Origin of the sequence: Streptomyces sp. NPDC051320 (assembly GCF_040682175.1) — a bacterium.
Classification (GTDB): Bacteria; Actinomycetota; Actinomycetes; order Streptomycetales; family Streptomycetaceae; genus Streptomyces.
In genome coordinates this window covers 132,185-156,588 of record NZ_JBFBAL010000005.1, presented here as the reverse complement: position 1 = coordinate 156,588, position 24,404 = coordinate 132,185, and the positions used below count along the sequence as shown (strand labels likewise).

General features: G+C 70.5%; 21 protein-coding genes and 1 pseudogene. 8 read left to right on the top strand and 14 right to left on the bottom strand.

Annotated features, from left to right (window positions below; genetic code table 11):
• Positions 1–2 precede the first annotated feature (2 nt).
• The 3 genes from AB0M87_RS13455 to AB0M87_RS13445 form a co-directional block, all read right to left on the bottom strand.
• The gene (locus AB0M87_RS13455) at positions 3–995 is read right to left on the bottom strand and encodes a xanthine dehydrogenase family protein subunit M (RefSeq protein WP_365852163.1); all 993 of its coding nucleotides are present in this window, start codon (positions 993–995) and stop codon (positions 3–5) included.
• Positions 992–1,489 (bottom strand): 2Fe-2S iron-sulfur cluster-binding protein, encoded by a 498-nt coding sequence (locus tag AB0M87_RS13450; protein ID WP_365852673.1) that lies wholly within the window; start codon positions 1,487–1,489, stop codon positions 992–994. The genes AB0M87_RS13455 and AB0M87_RS13450 overlap by 4 nt, the downstream gene beginning before the upstream one ends.
• 124 nt (positions 1,490–1,613) lie before the next feature.
• Positions 1,614–2,081 (bottom strand): DUF5709 domain-containing protein, encoded by a 468-nt coding sequence (locus tag AB0M87_RS13445; protein WP_365852671.1) that lies wholly within the window; start codon positions 2,079–2,081, stop codon positions 1,614–1,616.
• 368 nt (positions 2,082–2,449) lie between these two features.
• Between AB0M87_RS13445 and rho the strand changes: the two genes are divergently transcribed.
• Entirely contained in the window at positions 2,450–3,598 is a 1,149-nt protein-coding gene (gene rho / locus AB0M87_RS13440) for a transcription termination factor Rho (RefSeq protein ID WP_365852161.1), read from the top strand.
• Between the two features lie 136 nt (positions 3,599–3,734).
• Here rho and pgm read toward each other — a convergent pair whose 3' ends face one another.
• The gene (pgm, locus tag AB0M87_RS13435) at positions 3,735–5,375 is read right to left on the bottom strand and encodes a phosphoglucomutase (alpha-D-glucose-1,6-bisphosphate-dependent) (protein WP_365852159.1); all 1,641 of its coding nucleotides are present in this window, start codon (positions 5,373–5,375) and stop codon (positions 3,735–3,737) included.
• Between the two features lie 270 nt (positions 5,376–5,645).
• Here pgm and AB0M87_RS13430 point away from each other — a divergent pair, with 270 nt between their 5' ends.
• Positions 5,646–7,355: a glycoside hydrolase family 18 protein gene (locus AB0M87_RS13430; RefSeq protein WP_365852157.1), complete on the top strand. Its 1,710-nt coding sequence runs from the start codon at positions 5,646–5,648 to the stop codon at positions 7,353–7,355.
• A gap of 56 nt (positions 7,356–7,411) precedes the next feature.
• On the opposite strand, the gene AB0M87_RS13425 is transcribed toward AB0M87_RS13430, so the two are convergent.
• The 3 genes from AB0M87_RS13425 to AB0M87_RS13415 form a co-directional block, all read right to left on the bottom strand.
• Entirely contained in the window at positions 7,412–8,182 is a 771-nt protein-coding gene (locus AB0M87_RS13425; RefSeq protein ID WP_365852155.1) for a class I SAM-dependent methyltransferase, read from the bottom strand.
• Positions 8,183–8,243: 61 nt separating this feature from the next.
• Positions 8,244–8,873 (bottom strand): helix-turn-helix domain-containing protein, encoded by a 630-nt coding sequence (locus tag AB0M87_RS13420; RefSeq protein ID WP_365852153.1) that lies wholly within the window; start codon positions 8,871–8,873, stop codon positions 8,244–8,246.
• Positions 8,874–8,944: 71 nt separating this feature from the next.
• On the bottom strand, positions 8,945–10,462 hold the full coding sequence (locus tag AB0M87_RS13415; protein WP_365852151.1) for an MFS transporter: 1,518 nt from the start codon (positions 10,460–10,462) through the stop codon (positions 8,945–8,947).
• A gap of 133 nt (positions 10,463–10,595) precedes the next feature.
• Between AB0M87_RS13415 and AB0M87_RS13410 the strand changes: the two genes are divergently transcribed.
• From AB0M87_RS13410 to AB0M87_RS13395, 4 genes and pseudogenes are all read left to right on the top strand, one after another.
• Complete coding sequence (locus AB0M87_RS13410; protein WP_365852669.1) at positions 10,596–11,381, top strand: IclR family transcriptional regulator; 786 nt, start codon at positions 10,596–10,598, stop codon at positions 11,379–11,381.
• 105 nt (positions 11,382–11,486) lie between these two features.
• On the top strand, positions 11,487–12,494 hold the full coding sequence (locus tag AB0M87_RS13405; RefSeq protein WP_365852149.1) for an aromatic ring-hydroxylating dioxygenase subunit alpha: 1,008 nt from the start codon (positions 11,487–11,489) through the stop codon (positions 12,492–12,494).
• The gene (locus AB0M87_RS13400) at positions 12,491–12,706 is read left to right on the top strand and encodes a hypothetical protein (protein ID WP_365852147.1); all 216 of its coding nucleotides are present in this window, start codon (positions 12,491–12,493) and stop codon (positions 12,704–12,706) included. Before AB0M87_RS13405 ends, AB0M87_RS13400 begins: the two co-directional genes overlap by 4 nt.
• A pseudogene (locus tag AB0M87_RS13395) lies at positions 12,703–13,659 on the top strand (PDR/VanB family oxidoreductase). The gene AB0M87_RS13400 and the pseudogene AB0M87_RS13395 overlap by 4 nt, the downstream one beginning before the upstream one ends.
• Positions 13,660–13,668: 9 nt before the next feature.
• Here the strand turns inward: AB0M87_RS13395 and AB0M87_RS13390 are convergent.
• The 7 genes from AB0M87_RS13390 to AB0M87_RS13360 are packed head-to-tail and all read right to left on the bottom strand — an operon-like array spanning position 13,669 to position 19,844.
• Positions 13,669–14,934, bottom strand: coding sequence for a 4-hydroxybenzoate 3-monooxygenase (locus tag AB0M87_RS13390; RefSeq protein WP_365852145.1), 1,266 nt, complete (start codon positions 14,932–14,934; stop codon positions 13,669–13,671).
• Positions 14,934–15,740, bottom strand: a complete 807-nt coding sequence (gene pcaD / locus AB0M87_RS13385) for a 3-oxoadipate enol-lactonase (RefSeq protein ID WP_365852143.1) — start codon at positions 15,738–15,740, stop codon at positions 14,934–14,936. Before pcaD ends, AB0M87_RS13390 begins: the two co-directional genes overlap by 1 nt.
• Positions 15,740–17,125 carry a 3-carboxy-cis,cis-muconate cycloisomerase gene (gene pcaB / locus AB0M87_RS13380; RefSeq protein ID WP_365852141.1) on the bottom strand — a complete coding sequence of 462 codons (1,386 nt, stop codon included), beginning with the start codon at positions 17,123–17,125 and terminating at the stop codon, positions 15,740–15,742. The genes pcaD and pcaB overlap by 1 nt, the downstream gene beginning before the upstream one ends.
• Entirely contained in the window at positions 17,112–17,687 is a 576-nt protein-coding gene (gene pcaG, locus AB0M87_RS13375) for a protocatechuate 3,4-dioxygenase subunit alpha (RefSeq protein ID WP_365852139.1), read from the bottom strand. The genes pcaB and pcaG overlap by 14 nt, the downstream gene beginning before the upstream one ends.
• Positions 17,684–18,415, bottom strand: coding sequence for a protocatechuate 3,4-dioxygenase subunit beta (pcaH, locus tag AB0M87_RS13370; protein WP_365852137.1), 732 nt, complete (start codon positions 18,413–18,415; stop codon positions 17,684–17,686). The genes pcaG and pcaH overlap by 4 nt, the downstream gene beginning before the upstream one ends.
• A gap of 47 nt (positions 18,416–18,462) precedes the next feature.
• Entirely contained in the window at positions 18,463–19,089 is a 627-nt protein-coding gene (locus AB0M87_RS13365) for a CoA transferase subunit B (RefSeq protein WP_365852135.1), read from the bottom strand.
• Positions 19,089–19,844: a CoA transferase subunit A gene (locus tag AB0M87_RS13360; protein WP_365852133.1), complete on the bottom strand. Its 756-nt coding sequence runs from the start codon at positions 19,842–19,844 to the stop codon at positions 19,089–19,091. Before AB0M87_RS13360 ends, AB0M87_RS13365 begins: the two co-directional genes overlap by 1 nt.
• A gap of 137 nt (positions 19,845–19,981) precedes the next feature.
• On the opposite strand from AB0M87_RS13360, the gene AB0M87_RS13355 reads away from it, so the two are divergent.
• A complete protein-coding gene (locus AB0M87_RS13355; protein ID WP_365852131.1) occupies positions 19,982–21,652 on the top strand; it encodes an IclR family transcriptional regulator C-terminal domain-containing protein in 1,671 nt (556 codons plus the stop codon).
• Positions 21,653–21,803: 151 nt separating this feature from the next.
• Entirely contained in the window at positions 21,804–24,167 is a 2,364-nt protein-coding gene (locus AB0M87_RS13350) for a discoidin domain-containing protein (protein ID WP_365852129.1), read from the top strand.
• Positions 24,168–24,404 lie beyond the last annotated feature (237 nt).

The window sequence follows — 24,404 nt, the reverse complement described above, 5'->3', positions numbered from 1 at the left end:
CCTCAGCCCTGTCCCACCAGCCCTTCCAGTACGGCGCACGCGAGATTGCGGGCCAGCACCAGCTTGAAGGCGTTGTCGCGGAGCGGCTCGGCCGCCGCGAGCTCCGCGTCCATGGCGCGTTCGATGTTCTCCTGGGTCGGCGCAGTGCCGAGGAGTTCGGCCTCCGCCGTCCTCGCCCGCCACGGCCGATGGGCGAGCCCGCCGAAGGCGAGTCCGATGTGCCGTACCTGGCCCCCGCCGCTCAGCGCGGCCACTGCGGCAACGGAGACCAGCGCGAAGGCGTACGACGCCCGGTCGCGGGTCTTGCGGTAGGCCGAGGGCACTCCTGCCGGGACGGGCGGCAGCACCACCGCCTCGATGATCTCGCCCGGGCGGATCACCGTGTCCTGATCGGGTCGGTCACCGGGAAGACGATGGAATTCGGTCACCGGGACAGTGCGTGGGCCGTCCGCGCCGAGCAGTTCGACCGTGGCATCGAGGGCGGCGAGCGCCACCGCCATGTCCGAGGGGTGGGTGGCGATGCACTGCTCCGAGTAGCCGAGCACCGCGAAATCGCGGTCCGATGCCGACTCCCGTGCGCCGCAGCCGCTGCCCGGCTCCCGCTTGTTGCAGGGCTTCGCGGTGTCCTGGAATACGGGGCAGCGAGTTCGCTGGAGCAGATTGCCACCGGTAGTGGCGACATTGCGCAGCTGGCCGGACGCTCCAGCGAGCAGGGCCTGCGAGAGCGCGGGATAACGGGCCCGGACCAGTGGATGTGCGGCCAGGTCGCTGTTGCGGACGGTCGCTCCGATCCGCAACGCTCCCCGCGGCAACTCCTCGACGGCGTCCAGCGGCAGTCTGCTGATGTCGATGAGCGTGTCCGGGCGCTCCACACCCAGCTTCATCAGATCGACCAGATTGGTGCCGCCGCCGAGATATCGGGCGCCGGGATGCGCCGCGTGGGCGGCGGACGCCTCCTCGATGCTGTGGGCTCGTACATAGGCGAAGGGCTTCACCGCGTCACGTCCTGAACGGCATCGACAATGTTCGGATAAGCGCCGCAGCGGCAGAGATTCCCGCTGAGCCGCTCGCGGATCTCCGCAGCCGTGAGTGCTACCGGGCCCGCTGCCGGCTGACCGGGATCCGTGACGTGGGAGGGATGGCCCGCCGCCGCCTCGGCGATGACGCCGACCGCGGAACAGAGCTGGCCCGGGGTGCAATAACCGCACTGGAAGGCGTCACGCTCGAGAAAAGCCCGCTGCAGCGGGTGCATCCCCTCGTCGTCGGGGGCGAGCCCTTCCACCGTGGTCACCTCCGCTCCGTCCTGAGCCACGGCCAGCAGCAGACATCCGTTGGCGCGTCTGCCGTCGACCAGGACGGTGCAGGCGCCGCACTGTCCGTGGTCACACCCCTTTTTGGCACCGGTGAGATCGAGCTGTTCGCGCAGCACGTCGAGAAGCGTCGCGCGGCGATCGACCACCAGGGGGCGCGGCTCACCATTGACCTTCAGCGTGACGTGCGAATGAGTGCGGTCGTGATGCTGGGCCGCGTACTCGACGGCCTCGTCGGGTGTGTTGTGGGGCTCCACTGCTGCAGCCTTTCTGCGCTTCTGCCGGCTTCCGGCCAGCTTCGGATCAGCGGGTCTCGCCGCCACTGTCGTCGTCGGCGACGACATGCACGGCGGCCTCTTCGGCGGAGGCTGCCGCGCCATCGATGCCGACGTCCTCGGCCAGCATGTCCTTCTCGGCTTCTTCGTGTGCTCCTTGGTCGGGCCCGACCAGACGGCCCGATCGGACGTCGCCCACCTCGTCGTCCAGGGGTTCGCCGTCACTGTCGGACGAGTCACCGATGCCGTCGCCCTCAGCGTCCGACAACGGTGTCGGTTCGGCCACCTCTTCGGAGAGACGCTCGTCCAGCGTCTCTCCGTCGTGCTGTTCCCGCGCGGTGGTGCCCACGTGCTCGACGCCCAGGGGCCGCTCGGGCGGGGACCAGCCCTCGTCGTAGGGATCCGCCCCCCGGTCGTTGAGGGTGTCCTCGGGGTCGAGGATCCCCGAGTCGTCGGTGACCTCGCTCCCGTCCGGCTGGTAAACGTCGTCACCCATAGCGTTGTCCTGTCCGATCGCCACGGTGTGCTCCTTCGTCCCACTGGTGCTGCAGCCGCTCCCTGTCCAGACTGGGCCACACCACGCTTCCCGGCCTGCGGGGGGCGGCGAGTGGGCCGGAATGCCCCGGCCGAGTGTGTGGTACTGTCCGGTCAGCACTTGTGTACGCCCATCAGTAGGCGCCGGTGCCAGTTCGTTCTCTCGCTTTCCCCCTCTCGCTGTGAAGCCTTCTCCTTCATGATCGGCGATCCAGCGCTCCAGCACCACTCCTCATTTCCCGGCCCGGGCCTCTTTGCCCTCCGTAACGGGGCGTGACCACACCGCCTCCGCCGGGCTTCTCATTTCGCATGTCCGCGAAAGGACCCCGCATGCCCCGCACCCTCGAACGCCCACCCGTCCGACAGCACCTCGCGGCACCGGCCGCCGGTGTCCTCGACCTCACCCACCGCGGTCACGGCCTGCTGCGCACCCTTGACGCGCACGGCCCGGGCCCCGCCCCCGACAACGTACAGGTTCCGGCCGCCCTGATCCGCCAACATGACCTGCGGACAGGTGACTTCGTTGAAGCGTCGCGCGAAGGCCCCGGGGGTCCCCTTCACGTCGATCGGGTCAACGGCCGCTCGCCGGAGGCCCTGCGCGACCGGCCCCATTTCCGTGAGCTGACCCCACTGCACCCCGGCGAACGACTGCGGCTGGAAACTCCCGGCGGCAGCGCGGCGACCCGGCTCATCGACCTGATCGCGCCGATCGGCAAGGGGCAGCGCGGGCTGATCGTCGCGCCCCCCAGGACCGGCAAGACCGTACTGCTGCAGCAGCTCGCGGCAGCCATCGCCGAGAACCACCCCGAGTGCCACCTGATGGTGGTGCTCCTCGACGAGCGCCCCGAGGAGGTCACCGACATGCGCCGCTCCGTACGGGGCGACGTACTCGCGTCGACTTTCGACAGAGCGGCGAAGGAACACATCGCGCTCGCCGAACTCGCGGTGGAACGGGCCAAGCGCCTCGTCGAACAGGGCCAGGACGTCGTCATCCTGCTCGACTCCCTCACCCGGCTCTGCCGCGCCCACAACAACACCGCCGCATCCGGCGGCCGCACCCTCAGCGGCGGCGTCGACGCCGGCGCCGTGCAGGGACCGAAGCGGCTCTTCGGGGCCGCACGGCGCGCGGAGGAAGGGGGATCGCTGACCATCCTGGCAACGGCACTGGTGGACACCGGCTCCCGCGCGGACGACTACTTCTTCGAAGAACTCAAGAGCACCGGCAACATGGAGCTCAGGCTGGACCGCGCACTGGCGGACAGAAGGATCTTCCCTGCTGTCGACATCCCGCCCTCCGGCACCCGCCGAGAGGACCTCCTGTTTTCCGGCAGCGAGTTGACCGCCGTACGAGATCTGCGCCGCGCGCTGCGGTCCAGGGACGGCCAAGCCACCCTGGAGGCCCTGCTGGACAGGATCCGGCGCACCCCGGACAACGCGGCCTTCCTCCAGCAGATCCGTCGGACCGTGCCCCGCGCGTGAGACCCCGCCCACCGGCACCCGCACAGTTCACGGCCCGTTCCCCACGGCGAGGCCCCCCAAGAGCTCGCCGGTCCGCAGCCGGAAGGGCGGTTGCCGGTGCGCCTCCGACAACCGCCCCCGCCGTCAGGGAAGCGGTTCAGCCGGCCAGGGCCGCGGAGACCACTGCCCTGGCCTCCTCCTGCACCCGGCTCAGATGGTCGGCTCCCAGGAAGGACTCACCGTAGATCTTGTACACGTCCTCGGTGCCCGACGGCCGCGCGGCGAACCAGGCGTTCTCCGTCATGACCTTGATCCCGCCGATCGATGCCCCGTTGCCCGGCGCCTCGGTCAGCACTTCGGTGACAGGCTCCCCGGCCAAGGTGTCCGCGGTGACCTGCTCGGTAGAGAGCCTGGCCAGGATCGCCTTCTCCTGCCTGGTGGCCGGAGCGTCGATGCGGGCGTAGGCAGGTGAGCCGAACCGCTCGGTGAGCTCGGCGTAGTGCTCGGAAGGGGTCTTGCCGGTGACCGCGAGGATCTCGGACGCCAGCAGCGCCAGGATGATGCCGTCCTTGTCGGTGGTCCACACCGAGCCGTCGTGACGCAGGAAGGAGGCGCCCGCCGACTCCTCGCCGCCGAAGCCCAGCGACCCGTCGACCAGTCCGTCCACGAACCACTTGAACCCGACCGGCACCTCGACCAGCCGGCGTCCGAGGTCGGCAGCCACCCGGTCGATCATCCCGGACGACACCAGCGTCTTGCCGATGCCCGCGTCCTGGGGCCACCGGTCACGGTGAGTGAAGAGGTAGGCGATGGCCGCGGCAAGATAGTGGTTCGGGTTCATCAGCCCGGCGTCCGGGGTGACGATGCCGTGCCGGTCGGCGTCGGCGTCATTGCCCGTCGCGATCTGATACCGGTCCCGCCGCTCGATCAACGAGGCCATCGCGTGCGGCGACGAACAGTCCATCCGGATCTTTCCGTCCCAGTCCAGCGTCATGAACCGCCAGGTCGGGTCGGCGAGCGGGTTGACCACCGTGAGATCGATCCTGTGCTGTTCGGCGATGCGTCCCCAGTACGCGACGGAGGCACCGCCCAGGGGATCCGCTCCGATCCGCACCCCCGCGTCGCGTACCGCCTCCAGGTCGAGGACGGCCGGCAGATCCCTCACGTAGCTGTCGAGGAAGTCGTACCGTCCGGTCGTCGACGCGGCCAGCGCGCGGGAGTACGGCAGCCTGCGCACGTCCTTCAGCCCGCCCGCGATGATCTCGTTGGCCCGGTCCTGGATCCACCGGGTCGCGTCGGAGCCGGCCGGACCACCGCTGGGCGGGTTGTACTTGAACCCGCCGTCGGCGGGCGGATTGTGGGACGGGGTGACCACCACGCCGTCCGCGAGCGCCGCAGTACGGCCCCGGTTGTGGGTGAGGATCGCATGGGACACGGCCGGTGTCGGTGTATAGCCGTCGGCGGTGTCGATGAGCACGCTCACGTCGTTGGCGGCGAACACCTCGAGGGCGGTGACCCGGGCAGGCTCCGACAACGCGTGCGTGTCGGCGCCGAGGAAGAGCGGCCCGTCGGTGCCCTGCCGGGCCCGGTACTCACAGATCGCCTGGCTGGTCGCGGCGATGTGATCCTCGTTGAACGCGGTGGCGAAGGACGAGCCGCGGTGCCCCGATGTCCCGAACGCCACCTGCTGGGCCGGCTCGCCGGGATCCGGGTGCAGGGCGTAGTACGAGGTCACCAGCCGGGCGACATCGGTCAGGTCCTCCGGCCGCGCCTGCTGTCCCGCTCGTTCATGCGGCATCTGCCCACTCCTCCAGGTCGGTCGTTGAGATCAGTTTGTCAGCTCATACTCCCGGGTCCGGGATGTGTTGCGCGGGCGCCTCGCCGCGTCGCGATGCGCGACGGCGCCGGTCCTGCCGCGGGCCCGGGGCCGGCAGCTCGTCACTGCACCGGAAGGTGCTTCAGGTCTTGACAATCCCATTGGTCTGGACCACCTTTCAGTACCAGCGGTGGCCACCGTCCCAGCAGTTCCTCCCAACACTCCGCCCCAGTACACCCCCGGAGGCATCCCGTGGACCGTGCACCGTTCGCCCGAAGATCCTGGCTCGGCGGCGCGCTCGCCGTCATCGCAGCGGCGGCCCTCTCGGCAGCCGGCCTGACCGGCACCGCCCAGGCCGCGGACATCAACGTCGCCAAGAACGCCGGATTCGAGTCGGGACTGTCCAACTGGACCTGTACCGCAAGCAGCGGAGCCACCGTCGCCACCCCCGCGCACAGCGGCAGCGCGGCGTTGAAGGCCACTCCGTCCGGACAGGACAACGCCCAGTGCACGCAGACCGTGGCGGTACTCCCCAACTCAACGTACAAACTGAGCAGTTGGGTGCAGGGCAGCTATGTGTACCTCGGGGCGAGCGGCACCGGCACCACCGACGTGTCCACTTGGACGCCCGGCTCCTCCGGCTGGTCCCAGTTGTCCACCAGCTTCAAGACCGGGGCGTCCACCACGTCCGTCACGGTCTACGTCCACGGCTGGTACGGGCAGCCCGCCTACTATGCCGACGACTTCTCGGTGATCGGCCCGGACGGGGGCGGCGGCAGCGATCCGGGGCCGACCGTCCCCGCAGCGCCCGGCGGGCTCAAGGCCGGTTCGATCACCAAGAGTTCGGTGGACCTGTCCTGGAACCCTTCGTCCGGCGCGACCGGTTACCAGGTCTACCGTGACGGCGCCAGGGTCCAGTCCGCGACCGGTGCTTCGGCGACGGTGACGGGACTGTCGCCCGACACCTCGTACCAGTTCCAGGTGACGGCGACCAACGCGGCGGGCGAGTCGCCCAGGTCCGGTGCCGTCACGGCCCGCACCTCCGCCGACACCGGTGGCGGAACGGGCGGCGGTTCCGTACCCGAACACGCGGTGACCGGCTACTGGCAGAATTTCAACAACGGCGCGACCGTGCAGAAGATCAGTGATGTACCGGCGAATTACGACATCATCGCGGTCGCGTTCGCCGATGCGACGACGACATCGGGGGCTGTCTCCTTCACCCTCGACACCTCCGGGCTGAACGGCTACACCGTCGACCAGTTCAAGGCCGACATCAAGGCCAAGCAGGCAGCGGGCAAGTCGGTCATCATCTCCATCGGCGGCCAGAACGGCACGATCTCGGTCACCGACACCACCTCAGCGAACAACTTCGCCAACTCCGTCTACTCACTGATGCAGGAGTACGGCTTCGACGGAGTCGACATCGACCTGGAGAACGGCATCAACTCCACTTACATGTCGCAGGCGCTGAAATCGCTTTCGGCCAAGGCGGGTTCGGGCCTGGTGATCACCATGGCGCCGCAGACGATCGACATGCAGTCGACGTCGAACGGGTACTTCCAGACGGCGCTGAACATCAAGAACATCCTCACCGTCGTCAACATGCAGTACTACAACAGCGGTTCCATGCTGGGCTGCGACGGCAAGGTCTACTCCCAGGGTTCGGTGGACTTCCTCACCGCCCTGGCCTGCATCCAGCTGGAGGGCGGACTCGACCCGTCCCAGGTCGGTCTCGGGGTGCCCGCGTCGACCAGGGGGGCGGGCAGCGGCTACGTATCGCCGAGCGTCATCAACAACGCACTGGACTGCCTCACCAAGGGCACCGGCTGCGGCTCCTTCAAGCCGGCCAAGACCTACCCGGGTCTGCGCGGCGCGATGACCTGGTCGACCAACTGGGACGCCCTGTCGGGCAACGCCTGGTCGAACGCGGTCGGTCCGCACGTGCACGCCCTGCCGTAGGGCCGGCGGTTCCGCCCACGGTGCAGCACCCCGCCTCCCGGCGGCGTGCTGCACCGTCACCGTCGGCGGGCCACCACAAGGCGCCAGTGAGGGCTCCCATCGGTGCGGCGGCCGAATTCCTCCAGGGGCCACAACTCCACCGAGAAGCCGGCCCGGACGAGATCGTCGCGCACTTCCTTCAGCGGGAAGGTGCGGTAGTACATGACGAACTGCGGTCGCCACAGCAGATTGCGGACCCGCATCGCCACATCGAAGCCGAGCAGCGTCCAGTACAGCGGTGAGCCCGGAGGCTGCGGAGCGCCGATCGGGAAGGCGAACACCCCGCCCGGCCGCAGCGCACGGTGCACCCCGGCGAAGAGGCCGGGCCGCTCGGCCGGCAGGAAATGGCCGAACGCGCCGAAACTCACCGCCAGATCGAAGGCGCCGCGGAACGGCAGGGCGCGGGCATCGGCCCGTACCCACTCCACCGCGGGCGTCCGGTCAGCCACCGCGTCGGCCTGCCGGGCGGCGGCCAGCATCCCGGCGCTGAAGTCCACTCCGGTGACGTGTCCCTCGCAGAGCGACCGCAGCGCCCCGACCCCCGCGCCGGTGCCGCAGCACACATCCAGTCCGGCGCCGAAGGGGCCCAGCGGCCGCAGCGCGCCGGCGACGGCATCCAGGACGCGGTCGGGTGTACGGAAGGGAGTCCGGTCGAACTTGGGGGCCAGCAGGTCGTAGCCGCGTTCGATGGAGGAGAGCGCCTGGACGGTCAGCTCGCGGAAGGTGGGACCGTCGGGGGCGAACGGCGCCCACGCACCTGACATCGCCGCCTTGGCCTGCGAGAACATCAGCCACCGCCTCCGCTACGGGTATCGGGCCGGCGCCGGGTTGAACACCGCCCCGTACAGGCTATGCGGTACCCGGCCGTTCGCCTGCGAGGACCTCACGCACCAGTACGGCCAACTCGGCGTCGTCGGTCCGGGAGAGTTCGTCGAACGTCCCCGACCCACGTCCCAGCAGGACCCCGATGAACGCCGCCACCGCGATCTCGGCGCGCAACTGCGGGCGGTCGAGGCCGTCGCGGGTGAATCGCCCGGCCAGTGGCTCGACCAGTCTGCGGTGCAGTTCGGCACGGGCCGCTGCCTGGGCTGCCGGGTCCTCGTGCGGCCGCACGGCGGCCTGAAAGGCGGGGCCGGGGCCCCGGCGGCCCACCCGGTCCAGCAGGCCGAGCAGCCGGTCGCGGTCGAGCAGGTCGGCCGGGACGGCGCCGCCGGTCTCGGCCTGCAGCGCGGCGATGTACAGCTGGGTCTTGCCCCCGAAGTAACGGGCGATGAGCGCGGGGTCGACGCCCGCACGCTCGCCGATCTCCCGGACGGTGGTCCGCTCGAAGCCGCGGTCGGCGAAGAGCGCGGCGGCCGCCTGGAGGAGCAGTTCGCGGCTGCGTGCGGCGTCCCGCTTGCGTACCGGCCTCTGATCCCGCGACGGGCCCGGACCGGCGGCCGCCGGGGGCTCGCCACCGGTCTGCCGCTCACTGCTCATCCGTCCGCCTTCGCTCCGGGTGCCTGCCACCGTGTTCCCTCTGCGTTCCCCCTGCCGGGTTTCCGCCGTGCTCACCGCTCGGCCGCGAGGGCCTGCGCCGTCTGCCCTTCGCCCTGTTCCGGGACCTCGGCAATGACCGGGCGCGTCATGAGCGGCGCCGTGTCCGCTGCCGCCGAGCGGTTGCGGAGCAGGACCAGGCACACCACGCCGGTGGCCACCCACACACCGGCGCCGAGCAGCGCGGCGGTGAGATAGCCGTCGCCCGACGGCAGGGTGTGTCCGGCGGCGGTGTGCGCCTGCAGTACGGTCGCACTCAGGGCGCTGCCGGTCGAGTAACCGACGTAGCGCAGCACCTGGTTGAAACTTATCGCGCTGCCGGTCTCGTGCGCGGGCACAGCCCGCACGATGAGGCCGGGCATCACGGCAAAGGTGCAGCCGACACCAAGTCCGGCCACCCCCATGACGGCGAACATCTCCCAGAGGCTGCCCCGGGCGAACACGAAGATCAGCATGGCGGCCAGCGAAATCAGGCAGCCGACCGGCAGTACCCGGGCCAGCGGTATCCGGCGGGTCAGCAGCGGCACCAGGCGGCCGGCTGCCACACTGGCCACCGAGAACGGCAGCAGCACCAGACCGGTGACGACGACGGAGGAGCCGAAGCCGTACCCGGCGCTCGTCGGTGTCTGGACGAAGCGGGTCACCACCGTCATGAGCAGATACATCGCCACCCCCGCGATCAGCGCGGTCACGTCGGCGGTCAGCACCACCCGGTCACGGGCCAGCCGGAGGTCCACCAGGGGATGGGGGGTGCGCAGTTCGTGGGCGACCCACCAGACCAGCAGCAGGACCGATCCGGCAGCCAGCGCCAGCAACCGCGCCGAGGTCCATCCCCACAGCTCGGCCTCGCTCAGTACGAAGAGCAGTCCGGCCAGCGCGGCACCGAGCAGCAGGGCGCCGAGCACGTCCAGCGGTCGCGAGGGGCGGTGTGCGGTCGAAGGCAGCACGACCACGGCGGCCACCAGCGCCGCTGCGCTGACCACCGCCCCGAACCAGAAGCCGGCGTACACGTCGAAGGACTGCGCGATGAGTCCGGTCAGCGGATAGCCCAGGCCGACGCCCGCGACGGTGGTGATCGACAGCAGCGCGACGGCCGGCCGGGACCGCTCGGCGGGCAGCGCGTCCCGCGCGGTCGCTATGGCCAGCGGGGTGAGGCCGAGGCCGACGCCCTGCAGTGCCCGGCCGGTGACCAGGCAGGCGAAGCCCAGGGGCAACGCGGCCAGCACGCAGCCCACGAGTACCGCTGCCAGCGCGCCGAGGATCACCTGGCGACGGCGCGGCCCGTCGCCGAGCCGCCCCATCGTCGGGGTGGCGACCGCACCGACCAGCAGGGTGACGGTCAGCGACCACTGGGCATCGGTCAGCGAGACGTGCTCCACCTCGGCGATGGTCGGGATCAGCGGGGCGCCGAGGCTGCTGACCACGGCGACCAGCATGCCAAGGGAGACCAGCACCGGAACCAGTGCCCGCTCCCGCACGGTGGGCTGCTTGTTGACTGCCTGCACGACGAAGTACCACCTCGTTGTCTTCACGCTCTTTGTCGCTCTTTGTCATCACGTGCCGTCCACAGACGGTGTCCACAGATGATGACATGTGCTGGGCCCCGGTTGACCACCGTGCCATGCTGGCCTGCGTCCCCTTCGCCACCGACCGCCGGAGTCCGCGATCCCCGCCCCCGAACACCCGCCCCGCTCCCCCGCGAGATCCGCGGCAGACCGGCTGCTCGACATTCTGGGTGCCTTCAGCCTGGACCACCCGGCTCTGTCGCTGACGGAGCTCAGCCGCCGGGCGGATCTCCCGGTCCCCACCGCGCACCGACTGCTGGCCACGCTCACGGCTTGGGGAGCCCTGGAGCGGGACCAGGACGGGCTGTACCACGTCGGGCTCCGGCTGTGGGAGGTCGCCGCGCTGGCGCCGCGGGGGCTCGGTCTGCGCCAGGCGGCGCTGCCGTTTCTGGAGGACCTCTACGAGGCCACCCACGAGAACGTCCAGCTTGCGGTCCGGGACGGCATGGAGGTCGTCTACACCGAGTGGCTGTCGGGGCATTCCGCGGTGGGCGTGCGCATCCAGGTCGGCGCCCGCTGGCCGCTGCACGCGACCGGTGTCGGCCTGGTACTGCTGGCCTACGCGGACATCGCGCTGCAGCAGCACTTCTGCAGCCGCCCGCTGCCCGCGTTCACTCCGTACACCGTCACCGACCCGGCCCGGCTGCGGCGCGTCCTGGCCGAAGTACGGCGGACCGGGTGCGCGGTGAGTGAGCGCCAGGTCACCGAGGACGCGGTGTCGGTGGCCGCGCCGGTGCTCGGTCCGCGTGGTGATGTGGTGGCCGCGGTCTCCGTGGTCGTACCGGCCGCCGGTGCCAGAACCCCTGCGTTGGCCCCCGCCGTGCGGGTGGCGGGCCGGAGCATCTCCCGGGCGCTCGGCTGGCAGCCGCCGCAACCCGTGCGCTGAGGTCCGCCGAGCACCTTCCGCCAGGCGGAAGTGGCGTTGCCGTCCTCCGGGGTCCGTCAGGAATCTGTTCGCACACCGCGCAGCCTCTTCAGGGACGGAAGAGCCATGACTCCATTCGCACGCAATCAGTGGTACGTCGCCGCCTACGGCTCCGAGGTCGGCCGCGAGCTGCTGGCCCGCACCGTTCTCGGCGAGCCCATCGCCCTCTACCGCACCGAGGACTCCGACACCGTGGTCGCGCTGGCCGACCGCTGTGTCCACCGCCGCTTCCCGCTCTCGGAGAGCAGACTGGACGGCGACCGGGTGGTCTGCGGCTATCACGGCTTCACCTACGACACCACCGGCACCTGCGTGCAGGTGCCGGGGCAGAAACGCGTCCCGCGGACAGCCAGGGTCAGCTCCTATCCGACGGTCGAACAGGACTCCTTCGTCTGGATATGGATCGGCGATCCCGCTCTCGCAGACCCGCTCACCATCCCCCGCGCCGAGCACCTGGTCCGGCCCGGGTGGACCACGGTCCGCGGCATGGAGCCGATCGACGCCGACTACGGGCTGCTCGTCGACAACCTGCTGGATCTCTCCCACGAGACCTACCTGCACGGCGGATACATCGGCACGCCCGAGGTCGCCGAGACGCACATCACCACGGAGGTGGACGAAGCAGCCGGCGTGGTCCGGGTGGGCCGGCACATGGACGACGCCGAGTGCCCGCCGTTCTACGCACGCTCCACCGGCATCGAGGGCAGGATCTCCCGGAAACAGGACATCGAGTACCACGCCCCCTGCCTCTATCTTCTGCACAGCCGCATCACGCCGGTCGGCCAGGACTCCCCCGCCTTCCTCACCGAGATCACCTACGCCATCACCCCGTCCGCGGAGGGCAAGGTCTACGACTTCTGGGCCGTCTCCCGCGATTTCGCCGTGGACGACGCCGAACTCAGCTCGTTCCTGCGGGACTTCAACCACACCGTGGTGATGCAGGACGTGGACGCGCTCAACCTGCTGCAGACCGCCCTCGACGCCGAGCCGGGCCCCTATCAGGAACTCAGCATCAATATCGACACCGGCGGACTCGCCGCCCGCCGCATCCTGGCCCGGCTGGCCGACCGGTGAGCGGCGCGGACGACCCGGGCGAGGTGTACCGGATCTCCTGGGTACCCGGTACCGACCTGCTCTCCGGCGTCTGCCACTGCGGGGCCGAGCAGTCCGCCGATGACCCCGTGGTGCTCTGGGAGTGGATGCTGTCCCACCCGGAGGGGCACGACCCGGTGAGGCACGACCCGGAGGGGCACGACCCGGTGAGGCACGAAAGGACGACCGAATGAACGACCACGAAGCGGAGCTGACCGTTTCCCGGCGCACCGTCGAGGCCTCGGGCGTGGTGTCCCTGACGCTGCGGCATCCCCAAGGCGCCGCATTGCCCCCTTGAGAGCCGGGCGCCCATGTCGACCTGTTGCTGCCGGGCGGGCAGGAACGGCAGTACTCGCTCTGCGGTGACCCCGACGAACGCACCTGCTGGCGGATAGCGGTACTGCGCGAGGAATGCGGGCGTGGCGGTTCTGCGACCGTCCACGAAGCCCTGACCGAAGGGACGACGATCCGGGTACGGGGACCACGTAATCACTTCCCCTTGCTCCCGGCGCCGCGCTACCGCTTCGTCGCCGGCGGAATCGGCATCACCCCGATCCTGCCGATGATCGCCGCGGCTGATGCGGCGGGCGCCGAGTGGACCCTTCTCTACGGAGGCCGCAGCCGCAGCTCGATGGCGTTCGCCGACGACCTGGTGACCCGCTACGGCGACCGGGTCGACGTGGCGCCCCAGGACGAGACGGGGCTACTCGATCTGGACGCCCTGCTGGGCACGCCGCAAGCGGACACCCTGGTGTACTGCTGCGGTCCTGGCCCGCTGCTGACGGCCGCCGAGCGGAGCTGTTCGTCCTGGGACCCGGGCACGCTGCACGTGGAGCGCTTCAGTCCGAAGGAGCTGCCGGCCCAATCCGGGACGGGTACCCACGCGTTCGAGCTGGAGCTCCGGCGCTCGGGCCGGGTGCTGACGGTGACGCCGGACCGCAGCGTGCTGGACACGGTGCGGGAGGCCGGGATCGACGTCCTCTACTCCTGCACGGAAGGCACCTGCGGCACCTGCGAGACGGACCTCCTGGAGGGCGCCGCGGACCACCGCGACTCCGTGCTCACCGCGGCGGAGCAGCAGGCGAACGAGACCATGATGATCTGTGTGTCCCGCTGTCTGGGCTCCCGCCTGGTGCTCGACCTGTAGCAGGAGGGCTCAACCGATGGGCAGACCCGCGTAGTTCTCCGCGAGCTCGGCCGCGGCGTGCGGCGAGGAGGCGATCCGGCCGAGCTGCGACAACTGCAGCCGGGTCTGGAATTCACTCTGCTGCGGGTCGGTGTGCAAGGTGGTCGTCATGAACCAGGAGAAGTGCTCGGCCCGCCAGACCCGGCGCAGACAGGTGTCCGAGTACGCGGCGAGCAGGTCCGCGTCGCCGGTGCGGTGCAGGTGGGCCAGTGCCCGGGCGAGGACGATCACGTCCGAGGCGGCCAGGTTGAGTCCCTTCGCTCCGGTCGGCGGCACGATGTGCGCCGCGTCGCCCGCCAGGAGCACCCGCCCCCAGCGCATCGGCTCGGTCACATGACTGCGCATGGGGAGCACGGACTTGGAGGTGATCGGGCCACGCCGCAGTTTCCAGTCGCCGTCGACCGCGAACCGGGCGTCCAGCTCGTCCCAGATCCGTTCGTCGGACCATTCGGCGGGGTCGGTGCCGTTGGGTACTTGCAGGTAGAGCCGGCTGACCGTGGCGGAACGCATGCTGTGCAGCGCGAACCCACGCCGTGAATGGGCGTAGATCAGCTCGTCGCAGGAGGGCGCGACATCGGCGAGAATCCCGAGCCAGGAGTACGGGTACACCCGCTCGTGACTGACCCGGTGCTGCTCCGGTATCGCGGCGCGGGTCACTCCGTGGAATCCGTCGCAGCCGGCCACGTAGTCGCACTCCAGCGTCCGTTCGCGCCCCTCGTGCGTGTAGTGGACCACGGGCCGGTCCGTATCGGCGCCGGTGATCTCGCGAACGGTGGCTCCGAACAGGAGCGGGGGGCCGTCGGCGAGTTGCAGGGCGATGAGGTCCCTGACCACTTCGGTCTGGGCATAGACCCAGACCTTGCGGCCGCCGGTCAGCTCGGGGAAGTCGATACGGTGGCCGCGCCGTTCCCAGCGCAGTTCGATTCCCTCATGGACGATGCCCTCACGGTCCAGCCGGCCGGCCGCGCCGCTTTCGCGCAGCGCGTCGACCGTGCCCTGTTCCAGGATTCCGGCCCGCTGACGCTGTTCCACGTACGCGCGTTCGCGGCTCTCCAGCACCACGCAGTCCACGCCGGCCCGGTGCAGCAGCCGGGCGAGCAGCAGTCCGGCCGGCCCGCCTCCGACGATGCCGACGGTGGTGCGGCGGGGATTCGTACGGGGGGCGGTGCCGCGCCGGTCGGTGCGGTGCGCGGTGGTGCCGTCGGGCGTAGTGCCGTGGGGCGTGGTGCCGGCCATCAGTGGCCCTCCTGGCAGTGAGTCGGATGTCCGGCCAGATGCCCGGTCAGCGCCGAGAGCACCGGGCCGGGCTGCTCGACGGGGGCCAGATGGGACGCCGCAGGTATCTCCACGAGTACGGCGCCCCGGATTCCGCCGGCCAGTTCCCTGGCGTGGTCGAGCGGGGTGGCCGGGTCCTGTCGCCCGGCGACGACCAGGGTCGGTGCGGTGATGCGTCGCAGGTCGGCGCGGAGATCGAAGCCCGCCAGGGCGTCACAGCAGTCCGCGTACCCGGCCGGTGACGTCGCCAGCAGGTCGCCGACCATCGCGGCCGCGGCCGGGGTATGCGCGAATGCGGGGGTGAACCAGCGGCCCGGGGCGCCGGGGGCGAGGGCTCCGGTGCCTTGTTCGCGCACCAGAGCGGCCCGTTCATGCCAGTTTTCGGGGTCTCCGAAGCGGGCCGATGAGCAGACCATGGCGAGCGTCGTCACCCGCTCGGGATGGTGCACGGCGAGCCAGGCGCCGACCGCGCCGCCCAGCGAGACTCCCGCATAGGCGAAGCGGTCGATACCGAGAGAGTCGGCCAGGGTGATGACCAGACCGGCCAGACCGGCAACCGTGGCGGCGGGGTCGGTGCCGCGTGCACGCAGGATGCCGGCCGGGGTGCCACCGTGGCCGGGCAGATCCCAGCGGACCACGCGATGCCGTTCGGCCAGGGCGGGCGCCTGTGCGTCCCACACGGCCAGGGACGTGCCCAGCGACGGTCCGAGGAGAAGAGGCGGCGCCCCGGCGGGACCGTCGCATCGATGGTGCAGCACAGTGGTCATCAGTGGGTGTCCTCCGGGGTGGCTTCGGCGGCTGCGGGCCTCCCGCGCGACAGAGCACGGTCGGTCAGCGCCTCGGCGGCACCGGGATAGGCGGTCGGATCGAGCAGTTCGGTCAGCTGCCGAGGGGTGAACGCTCCGGCGATGCCCGGCTCGTCGGCCAGCGCGTCCGCCAGCGGGACGGCCGTCTCGGCGGCCCGCCGGGAGGCGCGGGAGAGCAGGTCGCGCCCCGCCGCCCGTCCCACCAGCGGCTCCAGGACGGCGACGAGCCGCTCGGAGACGATCAGACCGCCCGTCAGGTCGAGATGGTCGCGCATCGGGCGCTGCCGGACCCGCAGACCGCCGACGAGTTCAGCGGTGTCCCGGGCCGCTCCGCCGGCCAGCCGCAGCGCCTGGCGCAGCGGCTGCCACTCGGCGTGCCACGCACCGGCCGGGCGTTCGTCCTCCGCGGCCATCGAGCCGAACAGCACCGCTGCGAGCGCGGGCAGTTGGCGGGCCGCCGCGGCGATCAGCGTGGCACGGACCGGGTTGGCCTTGTGCGGCATGGCGGACGATCCGCCACCCGAGCCCTCGGCCACTTCGGCGATCTCGGTACGGGAGAGCACCAGCACGTCGGCGGCGATCTTGCCGAGTCCGCCGCCGGTGAGGGCCAGGGCGGCACCCAACTCGGCCACCGGGGTCCGCAGCACGTGCCAGGGCAGCAGTGGTTCGGCGAGTCCGGTTTCGGCGGCGAATCGAGCGGCGAGCGGCAGAGCGTGTTCCCCGAAGGCGGCGAGCGTCCCCGCCGCGCCGCCCAGTTGGGCCGGCACCACCACGGCACCGAGCCGGTCGCGGGCATCGAGCACCAGATGACGCCAGCCCGCCGCCTTCAGACCGAAGGTGACCGGCACTGCCTGCTGGGTCAGGGTACGGCCGGGCATGGGCGTACCACGGTGCTCAGCGGCCAGCCGGGCGAGGGCCCCGGCCGCGTCGTCCAGATCCGTTGTGATCAGCCGGACCGCTCTGCGGGCCACCAGCATGGCGGCGGTGTCCAGGATGTCCTGGCTGGTGGCCCCGCGGTGGACGTGGCCGGCATACTGCTCGGGCACCGCCCGGGTGAGGGCGGCGACCAGAGGGATCACCGGATTGCCGCCGGTGCGGGCGCGCAGGGCCAGCGTCCGCAGGTCGAAATCGGCGGCACGCGCGGCGCGGTCGACGGCCGCCGCGGCCTCGGCGGGCGCCAGGCCGAGTGCGGCCTGGGCGCGGGTCAACGCGGCCTCGGCGTCCAGCATGGCCTGCAGGAAGGCCCGGTCACCGGTCGCTTCCTCCACCGGCGAGCCGGCCCAGCCCGGGCCGAGCAGTCCGATGTCCGCGGTGTCCGGGGCCGGCCCGGGATCAGTGGAAGTCAAGGAAGACCGTCTCCTCGGTGGTTCCCCCCTGGAGCCTGATGTCGAAACCGTAGACGCCGGTGCGCTCCTCGTGGGCCAGCAGGGTGGCGCGTCGTTCCACCGGAAGCGAGGTCAGCAGCGCGTCCGGTTCGTGGTCCGGCAGGTAGGCCCGGGTGTAGAGGTGGTGCAGCAGGCCGCGGGCGAAGACGCAGATGGAGAGGTACGGTGCTGATCCGTGCGGCGGCAGTGTGCGGACGGCCCAGTGTCCGTCCGCGTCGGTGGCGACGCGGCCGAATGCGGTGAAGTCCACCCCGTGGCGGCCCAGCACCGCGGCGTTCACCGGGTCGCGGCGCAGCGATCCCGGTGCGCCGGCCCGCGAACCGTCGGGGGCGCACTGCCAGAACTCGAGCAGCGCGTCCGGGACCGGCCGGCCCTCACCGTCGAACACCCGGCCGTGCAGGGTGAGCGTGTCGGGGTGACCGGTCGGTGCGATCTGCCCGCCGCCAGTGAAGGGCAGGGCGTAACCGTAGAAGGGGCCCACGGTCTGCGAGGGGGTGGGGCCCGGGGTATTGGGGGTAATCACTGTGCGTCCTCCGTCCGGGTCGCCTGCGGGCCGTCCAGCACGATGTCGAAGCGATATCCGAGCGACCATTCCGGGCGGGACAAGTCGTGGTCGTACGCGGCGACCAGGCGCTCACGGGCCGCCGGGTCGGTCACGGACTGGAGGATGGGGTCGTACCGGAACAGCGGGTCGCCGGGAAAATACATCTGGGTGATCAGCCGCTCGGTGAAGGCGGTACCGAACAGCGAGAAGTGGATGTGTGCGGGCCGCCAGGCGTTGTGGTGGTTGCGCCAGGGATAGGCACCGGGCCTGATGGTGGTGAACGTGTAGTTGCCCAGGTCGTCCGTCAGGCACCGCCCCGCGCCGGTGAAGTTGGCGTCGATGGGGGCGGGGTGCTGGTCGCGCAGGTGGGCATAGCGGCCGGAGGCGTTGGCCTGCCAGATCTCGACCAACTGCCCGCGTACCGGCTGATTGTGGCGGTCGGTCACTCGGCCCGTGACGGTGATGCGTTCGCCGAGCGGCTCACCGGAGTGCTGGCGAGTGAGGTCGGCGTCGAGGTCGGTGACATCGGTGACGCCGAAGACGGGGCCGGTCAGCTCGACGGCCTCGGGGTCCTTCACCACCACCAGGGACTGCTCGGGGTGGCGCAGCGCGGTACTGCGATACGGCCGGTAGTCGCGGGCGGGGTGCGGCTGCCCGTTGGGCTCGGCCGCCGCTATCTCCGCGTCGATGGCTGCCTGTTCTGTCATGCGGGTTCTCCTCATGGGAACGTCGTGGGGTGCCGTACCTGGGGTCGTCAGCGGACTTTCGCCGCGGTGCGGTCGCGCAGTTCCTGAGCGCTCACCCCGGGCGCGGTTTCCACCAGCAGCAGACCGTCCTCGGTGACGTCCAGCACGCCCAGGTCCGTGATGATCCGGTGCACGCAGGCTTTTCCGGTGAGCGGCAGGGTGCAGTCCTCGAGGATCTTGGCGCCGCCGTCCTTCGCGTTGTGCTCCATCAGGACGATCACCCTGCGGGCACCATGGACCAGGTCCATCGCGCCCCCCATGCCCTTGACCATCTTTCCCGGGATCATCCAGTTGGCGAGATCTCCGCGAGCCGAGACCTGCATGGCGCCGAGCACCGCGACGTCTATGTGTCCGCCGCGGATCATGCCGAAGGAGAGCGCGGAGTCGAAGAAGGAGGCGCCGGGCCGCACGGTAACCGTTTCCTTGCCCGCGTTGACCAGGTCGGGGTCCACTTCGTCCGCAGTGGGATAGGGACCCACGCCGAGGATGCCGTTCTCGGACTGGAGGACCACGTCCACGCCGGCCGGCAGGAAACCGGGGATCAGCGTCGGCAGGCCTATGCCGAGGTTGGCATACGTGCCGTCTTCCAGCTCGAGGGCCGCCCGGGCTGCCATGTCATCCCTGGACCAGGCCATCAGTCGCGCACCGTCCTCTTCTCGATCTTCTTGGCCGCGGCCTGCTGCGGAGTCAGTTCGACCACGCGCTGCACGAACACGCCGGAGACATGGATGCTGTCGGGGTCGAGTTCGCCCGGTTCGACCAGTTGCTCCACCTCGGCGAGGGTGACCCGGCCGGCCATCGCCGCCAGTGGATTGAAATTGCGTGCCGCCCGGTGGAAGACCAGGTTTCCGTGACGGTCGCCCACCGCGGCACGGACCAGAGCGAAGTCGGTGGTGATGGCGCGTTCCATGACGTACTCGGCACCGTCGAACTCGCGTACCTGCTTCGGCGGCGAGCCCACGGCGACCGAGCCGTCCGGGCCGTAGCGCCAGGGCAGTCCGCCCTCGGCGACCTGGGTGCCGACGCCGGCGGGCGTGAAGAAGGCAGGGATGCCCGCGCCACCGGCGCGGAGCCGCTCGGACAGGGTGCCCTGCGGGGTGAGTTCCAGCTCGAGTTCCCCGCCCAGGTAGCGGCGGGCGAACTCCTTGTTGTTGCCGACATAGCTGCCGGTGACCCGGGTGATCCGCCCGGCCGCCAACAGGATGCCCAGGCCGCCTCCGTCCACTCCGCAGTTGTTGGAGACGACACTCAGCCGGCTCGCGCCCTGCCGGTGAAGGGCGTCGATGAGCACATCGGGCACTCCGCTGAGTCCGAAGCCCCCCACGGCCAGCGAAGCTCCGTCGCCGATGTCGGCGACCGCCTCAGCTGCGGTGGGAACCGTCTTGTCCATCCGTTCGTCCGATCTGCGTTCGCCCAGTGAACTATAGTTCAATTACTGCGCAGAGTCTCCGCCTGCCATCGCCGCTTGTCAACGGCGCTGGGCGCACTCGGCACGGCAGGTACCGTTCCATCACGAGGAGGGCCCAGATGCCGCAGAGCAGCACCGTCGACGCTTCCGCCGAGGCCACCGCCGGGAGTCCGCTGGAGCGCGGTCTCACCGTGCTGCGGACGCTCGCCTCGGCGCCGGGTGGCCGGTTGCGCGCCAGCGAACTGGCCCGCGCCACCGGCCTCGCCCGCTCACCCGTCGACCGGATCGCCACCACACTGGTGCACCTGGGGCATCTGCGCGCCGAGGACCGCGACCTGGTCCTCGCGCCCCGTTCGATGGAACTGAGCGGTGCCTATCTGCGCGCGGTAGCGCTGGTGGACCTCCTCGCCCCGTCGGCGGAGGCACTCGCCGACGAACTCGACGAGTCGGTCTCCCTTGCCGTCCCCGACGTGGACGCCGTCCGCTTCATCGCCCAGGCCGCGCGCCGCCGCACCCTCTCCGTGACGTTCAGCGCCGGTGACGCGCTGCCCGCCGAGGTCTGCGCCCCGGGAGCGCTCTTCGCCGCGGAGTGGGGCCCGGAGGAGTACGCCGTGTGGCGCCAGCGGCGATGGGACCCGGTCGGGTCGGTTTTCGCGGCGCCGCCGCCACCCGCCGCCGAGCTGCCGGCCGAGGAGGCGGCGTTGGCCCGGCGGGCGGCCGTAGCCCGGGAGCAGGGGTGGTCGGTGGACGATCAGTTCATCGAACCCGGCCTCGTCGCGGTCGCCGTACCGGTCCGGGACGCCGCCGGCCGCGCCGTGTGCGCGCTGAGCGTGGTGTCCCACACCAGCCGCCACTCCGCCGCTTCGCTGCGCGATACCGTGCTGGCCAGGATGCGGCGGGCGGCGCAGCAGATGGCGCCCGCACTCGCTGCCGGGGCCCCCTGGGCCTCCCGCGATCCGGCGCCTGCGCAGCAGCGCGACACCTCGCGGGACCCGAAGGCCGAGTTGGGGCCCGCGTACCTTCAGTCACTGGCCAGGGGCCTCTCGGTGCTCGCGGCACTGGGCAGCGCAGGAGGCGGAATGACCCTGGCCGAGGTGGCACGGACCGCCGCTCTTCCTCGTGCCACGGCCCGGCGCGCACTGCTGACGCTGCAGCAGGTGGGGTATGCCGCAGCGGACGAGGGGCTTTTCGTGCCCCGCCCCCGCGTGCTGGAACTGGGCTACTCCGTGCTGTCGCGACTGACCCTGGGTGAGCTCGCCCAGCCGCACCTGGCCGCGCTGGTGGGCCGGGTCCACGAGTCGGCGTCCGTCGCCGTCCTGGACGGCGACGACATCCGCTACGTGGCCCGGGTCGCCGCCGGACGGATCATGAGCGTGAACATCACGGTCGGCACCCGCTTCCCCGCGTACGCCACCTCGATGGGCCGGGTCCTGCTGGCCGGACTGCCCGGCGGCGAACGTACTGCCCGGCTCGGGCGCATCGCACCGCGCCCGCTGACCGGCCACACACTGACCGACCGCGCGGAGCTCCGCGCGGTCCTCGACCGCACGGCGGAGGCCGGATACGCCATGGTCAACGAGGAACTGGAGGAGGGCCTGCGGTCCGTGGCCGTCCCCGTGCGGGATCGAAGCGGATCGGTGATCGCCGCCGTCAATGTCTCGCTGCACGCGGGCCGCACTTCGGCCGCCGAGGCGCGCGCCACCATCCTGCCCGCCCTGCGGGAGTGCGCCGCCGCCATCACGGCCGACGTCGCCCTGGTCTCCGAGCGGACGCAGGTCAGGGTCGGTTGACCACGGACTGAGGTTCACCAGCAGAGCCCATCAATCGTCGTTTTTTTGCAGCTTCATCGTGGGATTTTGCGCAGAGCAATAGACTTCCTGCGGCCGTGCTTCTAGCCTTCTCGCGTCCGCAGAGCCCTACGAGCCGCAAGGACGTATGCCTGTGATCCCTCCACCCGGACGCCGCTCGCTCCGCCGCGGTCTGTCCGCATCCCTCTCCCTCGCCCTCGCCGGTACGGCCGCCGCCCTGGTGCTGTCGACCGCCTCCAGTGCCCCGGCCGCCCAAGCCGGCGGAGTACCCGCTCCGTCCCCGGTCGGCATCTCCGGCCGGGGGGCGACCGTGCCGTTCCAGGAACAGGAGGCCGAATACGCTGCCACCAACGGCACCCTGATAGGCCCCGACCGCCTCTACGGACATCTCCCTTCGGAGGCGTCCGGACGCCAGGCGGTGACACTCGACGCGACCGGCGAATACGTCGAATTCACCCTCTCCGCCCCGGCCGACGCCATGTCGTTCCGCTACTCGCTACCGGACACACCGGACGGCACAGGACGCGACGCCTCCATCGACCTCAAGATCAACGGCAACCAGCTCAAGAGCGTCCCGGTGACGTCCAAGTACAGCTGGTACTACGGGGGTTACCCCTTCAACAACAATCCGGGCGACAGCAACCCGCACCACTTCTACGACGAGACACGAACGATGTTCGGCTCGACTCTGCCCAAAGGCACCAAAATCCGCCTGCAGGTCTCGTCGACGTCCACGTCACCGACCTACACCATCGACCTGGCCGACTTCGAGCAGGTGGCCGCACCGATCGCCGAGCCGGCCGGCGCGCTGAACGCGGTGAGCGATTTCGGTGCCGACCCCACCGGTGCCACCGACTCGACGGCCAGGATCCAGGCCGCCGTCGACGCGGGTAAGAATGAGCACAAGGTGGTCTACATCCCGCGGGGCACCTTCCAGGTGCGCAGTCACATCATCGTCGACCAGGTGACCCTGGCCGGTGCCGGCCCCTGGTACACCGTGCTGACCGGCCGGGACCCCACCGACCGCAGCAAGGCGGTCGGTGTCTACGGCAAGTACGCCGATGCCGGCGGCAGCAGTGGTGTCACTCTCAAAGACTTCGCCATCATGGGCGACATCCGCGAGCGCGTGGACAACGACCAGGTCAACGCCATCGGAGGCGCGCTGTCCGACTCCACCGTCGACGACGTGTGGATGCAGCACACCAAGGTCGGGGCCTGGATGGACGGCCCCATGAACAACTTCACCATCAAGAACAGCCGCATCCTCGATCAGACGGCCGACGGCGTCAACTTCCACATGGGCGTCACCAACTCCACGGTCACCAACACCTTTGTGCGCAACACCGGTGACGACGGTCTGGCCATGTGGGCAGAGAACGTACCGAACGTCAACAACAGCTTCACGTTCGACACGGTGGTCCTGCCGATCCTGGCGAACAACATCGTCACCTATGGCGGCAAGGACATCACCATCTCGGACAACGTGATGGCGGACACCATCACCAACGGGGGCGGACTGCACATCGCCAACCGTTATCCGGGGGTCAACTCCGGCCAGGGCACGGCGGTCTCCGGCACCACCACCGCCGCACGCAACACCCTGATCCGTACCGGGAACAACGACTTCAACTGGCAGTTCGGCGTGGGCGCGGTCTGGTTCAGTGGCCTCAACGAACCGATCAACGGCGACATCAACATCACCGACAGTGAAATCCTGGACAGTTCGTACGCCGCGATCATGCTGATCGAAGGAGCCACCAACGGACTGCACTTCAAGAACGTCAGGATCGACGGCGCGGGCACCTACGCGCTGCAGATCCAGGCACCCGGCACGGCGTCGTTCACCAACGTCACCGCCACGCACATCGCACAGGCCAACCCGATACACAACTGCATCGGGTCCGGCTTCGTGATCACACAGGGTGCCGGCAACTCGGGCTGGTACGCCGATCCGCCGGTCTGCACCGGCACCTGGCCGACTCCGGTGTGGACCAACGGCGGGGTGCCCGGCGGCGGCACCACGCCGACCGATCCCCCCACCGGCCCCAGCGACCCGCCGACCACTCCGCCCACCGACCCGGGCAACCTCGCCAAGGACCGCCCGGTCACCGACACCGGCCACACCGACGTCTACAACGCGGCCAAGGCGGTCGACGGCAACGCCGACACCTACTGGGAGAGCACCAACCACGCTTTCCCGCAGTCCATCACGGTGGACCTCGGCGCGGCGAAGGCCGTCAAACGGCTGGTCCTGAAGCTCCCACCGGCGACCGCCTGGGCCACCCGTACGCAGACGCTGAGTGTGTCGGGCAGCACCGACAACTCGTCGTTCAGCACGCTCAAGGCATCGGCGGACTACACCTTCGACCCGTCCGGTGGGAACACCGCCACGGTGGCTCTGCCCGGCACTGCGACCCGCTACCTGCGGGTGACCGTCACCGCCAACACCGGCTGGCCGGCCGGGCAGCTCTCCGAGCTCGAGGCCTATACCGGCTAGCCGACGGCTGCACGGCGCGTCGTGAAGCACCGCGGCGCGCCGTGCACCCCTGCGGCGGCGGGCGTAGTCTCTTCGTGTACGAGGCCTGTACGAACGCGCGCACACCTTGACCTGGCACTTCTCACCTTGACCTGGCACTTCTCAAGGGAGGCGACGGTGACCGGACAGCGCAGGGCAGCACCTTCGGCCGCATGCGCGGCCGCATTCGTTCTGACGATCGCGACAGCCGGACCGCTC